The sequence below is a fragment of the Chroococcidiopsis sp. CCALA 051 genome (assembly GCF_003015105.1).
Lineage (GTDB): Bacteria > Cyanobacteriota > Cyanobacteriia > Cyanobacteriales > Chroococcidiopsidaceae > Chroococcidiopsis > Chroococcidiopsis thermalis.
In genome coordinates this window covers 21,327-27,326 of record NZ_PYCI01000092.1, presented here as the reverse complement: position 1 = coordinate 27,326, position 6,000 = coordinate 21,327, and the positions used below count along the sequence as shown (strand labels likewise).

At 44.4% G+C, this 6,000-nt stretch carries 4 protein-coding genes; 2 read left to right on the top strand and 2 right to left on the bottom strand.

Annotated elements, in window-relative coordinates:
- Nucleotides 1-1,315, top strand: a 1,315-nt coding sequence (locus tag C7Y66_RS20445; RefSeq protein WP_146149830.1) for a response regulator, incomplete at its 5' end; no start/stop codon positions are given.
- Between the two features lie 111 nt (nucleotides 1,316-1,426).
- Nucleotides 1,427-3,670, top strand: coding sequence for a PAS domain S-box protein (locus tag C7Y66_RS20440; protein ID WP_106547006.1), 2,244 nt, complete (start codon nucleotides 1,427-1,429; stop codon nucleotides 3,668-3,670).
- Nucleotides 3,671-3,890: 220 nt separating this feature from the next.
- Here C7Y66_RS20440 and C7Y66_RS20435 read toward each other — a convergent pair whose 3' ends face one another.
- A complete protein-coding gene (locus C7Y66_RS20435; RefSeq protein WP_015154710.1) occupies nucleotides 3,891-4,361 on the bottom strand; it encodes a hypothetical protein in 471 nt (156 codons plus the stop codon).
- Nucleotides 4,362-4,472: 111 nt separating this feature from the next.
- Nucleotides 4,473-5,402, bottom strand: a complete 930-nt coding sequence (locus tag C7Y66_RS20430; RefSeq protein ID WP_106547005.1) for a hypothetical protein — start codon at nucleotides 5,400-5,402, stop codon at nucleotides 4,473-4,475.
- Between the last annotated feature and the right edge of the window lie 598 nt (nucleotides 5,403-6,000).

The window sequence follows — 6,000 nt, the reverse complement described above, 5'->3', positions numbered from 1 at the left end:
GGACAAGGGAGACAAGGGGGACAAGGGAGACAAGGGGGACAAGGGAGACAAGGGAGACACGGGGGACAAGGAAGCAACTACCAACTACCAACTACCAATTACCAATTACCAATTACCAATTACCCAATCCCAAATTCCACCAGAATTAATCCCTTTATGGGAACGACATCGAGAAAAATATATCAATCGGATTGAAGTGATAGAACAGGCGATCGCATCTGTCAAGCAAGAGTGTCTCGATCCTCAACTACAATCCCAAGCAGCGAAAGAAGCTCACACTTTAATCGGCTCTCTCGGTAGTTTTGGTTTAATCGCCGCTTCTCAATTGTGTCGCCAAATTGAACGAGAATTATCTGATGAAACTCAATTCACTCAAGAGCGTATAGAGCATCTTTCAACACTCGTCGCCGCATTACGGCAAAATTTGAACGCTGTAGAAGAAGTCAAAAGTCAAAAGTCAGAAGTCAAAACTCAATTTTCCCCACCAACTACCAACTACCAATTACCAATTACCAAATTACTAGTTGTAGACAGCGATCCCGAGATCGCGCAAGCTGTAACAACAGAAGCTACAGCGGCGGGAATGGAGGTAGTTGTGGCAGGGGATTTGTCTCAGGCACGCTCGGCAATCGCCTATACTAAACCTGATGCAGTACTGCTCGACCTCTACTTTTGCCAAAATCGGGTGCATGGTTTGCAGTTTTTGTCAACTCTAGCAAACGCACAGCCACCGATACCTACGATTGTCCTGACTGCGCCACAGAGTTTTGCCGATCGCGTGGAAGCAGCTCGGTTAGGGGCGCGGAGTTTTTTGCAAAAGCCAGTACCACCAGCTCAAGCGATCGCGGCGATCGCGCAAGTTTTGCAAGCATCCACAACTCCAGAAGCAAAGTTAATGCTTGTGGATGACGATCCGCAGTTACTGGAAAGATTGCAGGTATTACTAGAACCTTGGGGATTTAGACTGACCTTGCTTACAGATCCTCAGCAATTTTGGCATGATTTGGCAAACTTTCGCCCCGATCTGCTGATTTTAGACATAGAGATGCCACAATTGAGCGGTATCGACCTCTGCCAAGTGGTACGCAACGATCCCCAGTGGAGCGAACTGCCAATTATATTTCTATCCGCTCGTACTGATGCTGAGACAATTCATCGAGTTTTTACGATTGGTGCTGACGATTACGTAAATAAGCCAGTTATCGGACCCGAACTCGTTGCTAGAGTACTAAATCGCTTAGAGCGTAGTAAAATTCGTCACCAAATGTTACAGCTTCAGAATGCACAATTAATGAAAAGCGATAGTAACTGGTAAATGATAATTGGTTGTTGGTTGTTGGTTGACGGTTAACTGACAACTCATAACTTTGTAGAGACATTACATGTAACGTCTCTACACCGATACCTGAAAACTGATAACTGACTGATGACTAGTGACAAAATCCGAAATGGGATTGTGAGTCGATTGAGTTTAGCGCTGTTATATTTGCTAACTCTATTGTGTTTAGGCTGGGTTTCTTTCTACTCCTTAACAGAGTGGAGGGTAACGGTCGATCGCCAAGTCAATCTGCAAATGGAAGTAGCAGTATCGACTACACCAGCAACTGCACCAGAGATCGTTGCCCAACAACAATTGTTGCAGCAGACGGCGCGGGAAGCTAAAAAACGGGCTGACAAGGCGATCGCCGTGTCTCTAGTTAGTTTCGGTTTCAGCGCGATCGGATTTTTATTAGTCTATTACCTCTTAAATTTACAACTCCAACGAGAACTTGCCGAACGCCAGCGTGCAGAAGAGGCTCTACGTCAAGCTGAAACTAAGTATCGTAGTATTTTTGAAAATGCGATCGAAGGAATTTTTCAAACAACACCAGATGGGCGATATTTGACGGCAAATCCCATGCTGGCAAAGATTTACGGTTATTCCTCTCCCGCCGAACTGATGGCGCATATCTCTGACTTGGGACAACAGCTTTACGTCAATCCCAACCGCCGGACTGAGTTCATTCGCCTATTACAACAGCACGACACCGTAGCGGGATTTGAGTCTCAAGTCTATCGTCAAGATGGTCAAGCGATTTGGATTGCAGAACAGGCAAGAATTGTCAGAGATGACGACGGTAAGCCGCTTTACTATGAAGGTATTGTCGAAGATATTACCGAGCGCAAACATGCAGAAGAAGAACGGGCAAAGCTGATTGCTATCCTCGAAGCAACTTTAGATTTTGTCGCTACTGCCGATCTAGACGAACGAGTAAATTATTTAAATAGCTCTGCTTGTAAAGTTTTTGGTTGCGATCGCGATCGCGATTTCACGAACTTGCATCTGAGCAATCTCCATCCTGCTTGGGCTTACGACCTCTTGCACCGCGAAGCAATTCCCACGGCAATTCAGGATGGCGTTTGGGTAGGTGAAACAGCAATTCTGAGTCACGATGGACGCGAAATTCCAGTTTCCCAACTATTAATCGCCCACAAATCCTCGCAGGGAAAGGTGAAGCTACTATCTACCATTGCCCGCGATATTACTCAGCGCTTGCAAATTGAAGCCTCGTTGCGAGAAGCAGAAAGACGTTGGCGGAGTTTGTTAGAGAATGTCCGATTAGTCGTGGTAGGACTCGATCGCCAAGGAATTGTCGAGTATGTCAATCCATTCTTTCTTGAATTGGTAGAATATAACTCAGAGGAGGTTTTGGGCAAGAATTGGTATGAAGTGTTCTTACCACCTCATCAGCGTCAGCGCGTGCAGGAGCATTTTCTGCAATTACAGCAACAAGGCTTGCACAACTACTATCAAAATTCGATTTTGACTAAATCTGGGCAAGAACGGTTAATTGCTTGGAATAACACGATCTTGCGTGATTTACAGGGTGAGGCGATCGCGACTCTCAGTATTGGGGAAGATATTACGGAACGTTACGCGATCGAACGCATGAAAGATGAGTTTGTTTCTGTTGTCAGTCACGAACTCCGCACGCCTTTAACCTCAATTCACGGGGCGCTAAATTTATTATCTAGCGGTCTAATTGACGCTCATAGCGATCGCGGACGGCGCGTGATTGATATAGCTTCTGAGGGAGCCGATCGCTTGGTGCGACTGGTGAACGATATTCTGGAGTTGGAACGCTTGGAATCGGGAAAAATTAGTTTATTGCAGCGATCGTGCAACGCGGCTGATTTATTAGAAAAAGCAACGGATTTGATGCAGGTGATGGCAAATCGTGCCAAAGTTACTCTATCTGTTTATTCCCAAGATATTCAACTCAACGTCGATGGCGATCGCATTATTCAAGTCTTAACTAATCTCCTCGGGAATGCAATTAAATTTTCTCCAGAAGGCTCCACAGTTGAGTTAAGTGTTGAAGCGATCGAAGGTGGTGAGAATTCGGAGTTCGGAGTTTTGAATTCAGAGTTAAATTCTGCCTCAGCTTCCCTATCAACAAATATTCTCTTCACCGTTAAAGATCGGGGGCGTGGTATCCCAGAGGATAAGATTGAAAGTATTTTCGAGCGTTTTCATCAAGTTGATGCCTCCGATTCCCGAAAAAAAGGTGGCACGGGACTTGGGTTAGCAATCTGCCGTAGCATTATACAGCAGCATGGTGGACGAATTTGGGCAGAGAGCGTGTTAGGTGAAGGAAGTCGTTTTTATTTCACGCTACCAAGTAAGTAAAGTGGGCGATGCCCACCTTGCTATTGTTCCTACCAAGTAAGTAAAGTGGGCGATGCCCACCTTGCTATTGTTTCTACCAAGTATGTAAAGGGGGCGATGCCCACCTTGCTATTGTTCCCCCCTTTATAAGGGGGGTTAAGGGGGATCTCCAAGCGCTTTCTTGGCATCACCGACGAAAAGTATTAGGGTGGGTAATGCCCTACTAGACTAGGTCTTTTAACTAGATCGAAGCACTGGCAAAGGGATTTTCTCCACCAGCGAGACTAGCAAAAAAGTCTTGATAATTACCGGACAAGGAACTGCTATCACCAGTGACAGGTGCAGCTCCACCAATATCAAAGGTGAATAATGGCTCTGTTTCTCCGTTGACTACAAGACTGAGTTGACCACCAAATAAACCGTCAGTTGCGGGTTCAAAATTGAATTGAAAATTGCTATCGCTGTTACCTTCATTGACGTTAGTTAGGGAGTCATTGCTTAAATTAGCAAAAACATCCTGTACCCCAGTTCCAATCAGGTCTGCTTGTGCGTCAATGCTTGCTGCAACATCATCTGGAAGTTCGGGTGAATTTCCTTCTGTTGTATTCGCATTTGCAAGAATTTCGTTCAGTGCTTCTGCAAACCCCGTACTAGCAGACGAGCGAAATTCATTAATAGTATCCTGGGCAAATTGTGGGAGTTCAAACTCCATGATTTATCTCCTGATTTTTGGACAAATTGGCAACACAACCTAAGCGCGATCGCATTGCCAAGCCTGAAGTTGTTTGCCGAAGATGTTCTGAAAATGTTCTACGGCAAAGCTTTAGCCCAAGCCCTCGAACGTATAGTTTGGGTTGTTATAATCTGGAAGGTTCGTAGCAGTATCTATGGTTTCTTGAGTCGCGCCCCCAGAACCAAATAAACTGCTCACGCCCGTGCTAATATCAAAGCCGATCTCTTGGCTGGGCTGGCTGCTACCAAGTGAAATCGGTTCGCTGTCACTACTAAGAGGGAAAGCCCAGTCTTCATTACCGATCGCGCTGCCATCACTGCCGATCTCAAGACGATTTCCTAGAAGAGTGCTGTTACTAACATCGGCAGTGTTACCACTACCGAGGATGTTGTTATTGCTGCCTTCGGGCATATTGGCATTGCCAAGAACGGTATTGCTCTCACCTAATTGCCAGTTGCCGTTACCGTTGGTTTGGTTATCAGTACCAAAATTCCAGTTCCCGTTACCAGTACTTGTATTGCCATCGGCATAATTCCAGTTGCCATTACCATTGGTTTGACTGTCACTGCTGAAATTCCAGTTACCATTACCATCGGTTGTGTTGTTACTTCCAAGGTTCCAGTTCCCATTGCCGCTACCAGTGTTCCCAGTAGAATCTGAATCGGACTCTAAATTATTGACATCCAAGATAAAGTTGTCACTGTCAAAGGGTACGGGTTGGTCGGTTTCAATTTCTGGTAAGGAGGGAAGAGTATCGCCAAACGGCAAATTATCGGGGAGATTGCTAGCTTGTGGGTTGTTTTCAGCATTGCCACCAGCAAAAGGATTATTATTATCTGATTCCGTATCTCCACCAGAAAAGGGATCGCTACTACCACCAGAGAGGTTACTACTTTCATCTAAGGTGTTGCCTTCACTGGATTGTAACTGGCTGTCTTGAAATGCCCAGTTACTATTACCTGTAAAGTTGTTAGAGCTAGTTTCCGGTTGCGATGTGGTTTGATTATCTGAAGTTGCCATCAAAAAACCTCCGACTGTTTACACCAATTGCTCAATTCGCTCGAACATCAAGCAGACTAATTAAAGCCCTACTTAAAAAAATGTTCGTCTTCAATCAATCTGCGAACGGATATCATCAATTCATTCAAAACATTCGCTTCTTAAAGACCAAGAAAATACTGCATCAATCATTAGTTGTCACTGAGAATGAACTCGCGACAAAACTGATGCGATCGCTACATCAAAATGCAATATTCGTCTGTAATTTAAATGATTTGCAAAACGACTCTATTAGATTTTTCGCGCTGTCTTCTTGAAGCAAAGCGACCTTCAAAACTTGCTTCTACACTTAAACTTTTTGTTGCAAGAACTTAGCGAATAAATTTGGCAAAATATCGATCTCATAATACTTTAAAGCCGCACTCTATTAGTAGGCAGATGCCCATTATTCAGAGAGCAAATTCAACAAGACAACCTAGTGGCTATCAAGCATATGTCTATTAGTCTATAAAATTTATAAACTGTGTGAAATGAGTAAAGTTTGGATTGAGTTGTTAATTTTTTCGATTTGAGAAGTTACTTCAGATTGGCTTAATTGATGAGATTGAGTAGTGCTTTG

Coding starts and splice junctions, on each gene's coding strand:
- C7Y66_RS20440 (WP_106547006.1), top strand. CDS start 1,427: ATGACTAGTGACAAAATCCGAAATGGGATTGTGAGTCGATTGAGTTTA.
- C7Y66_RS20435 (WP_015154710.1), bottom strand. CDS start 4,361: ATGGAGTTTGAACTCCCACAATTTGCCCAGGATACTATTAATGAATTT.
- C7Y66_RS20430 (WP_106547005.1), bottom strand. CDS start 5,402: ATGGCAACTTCAGATAATCAAACCACATCGCAACCGGAAACTAGCTCT.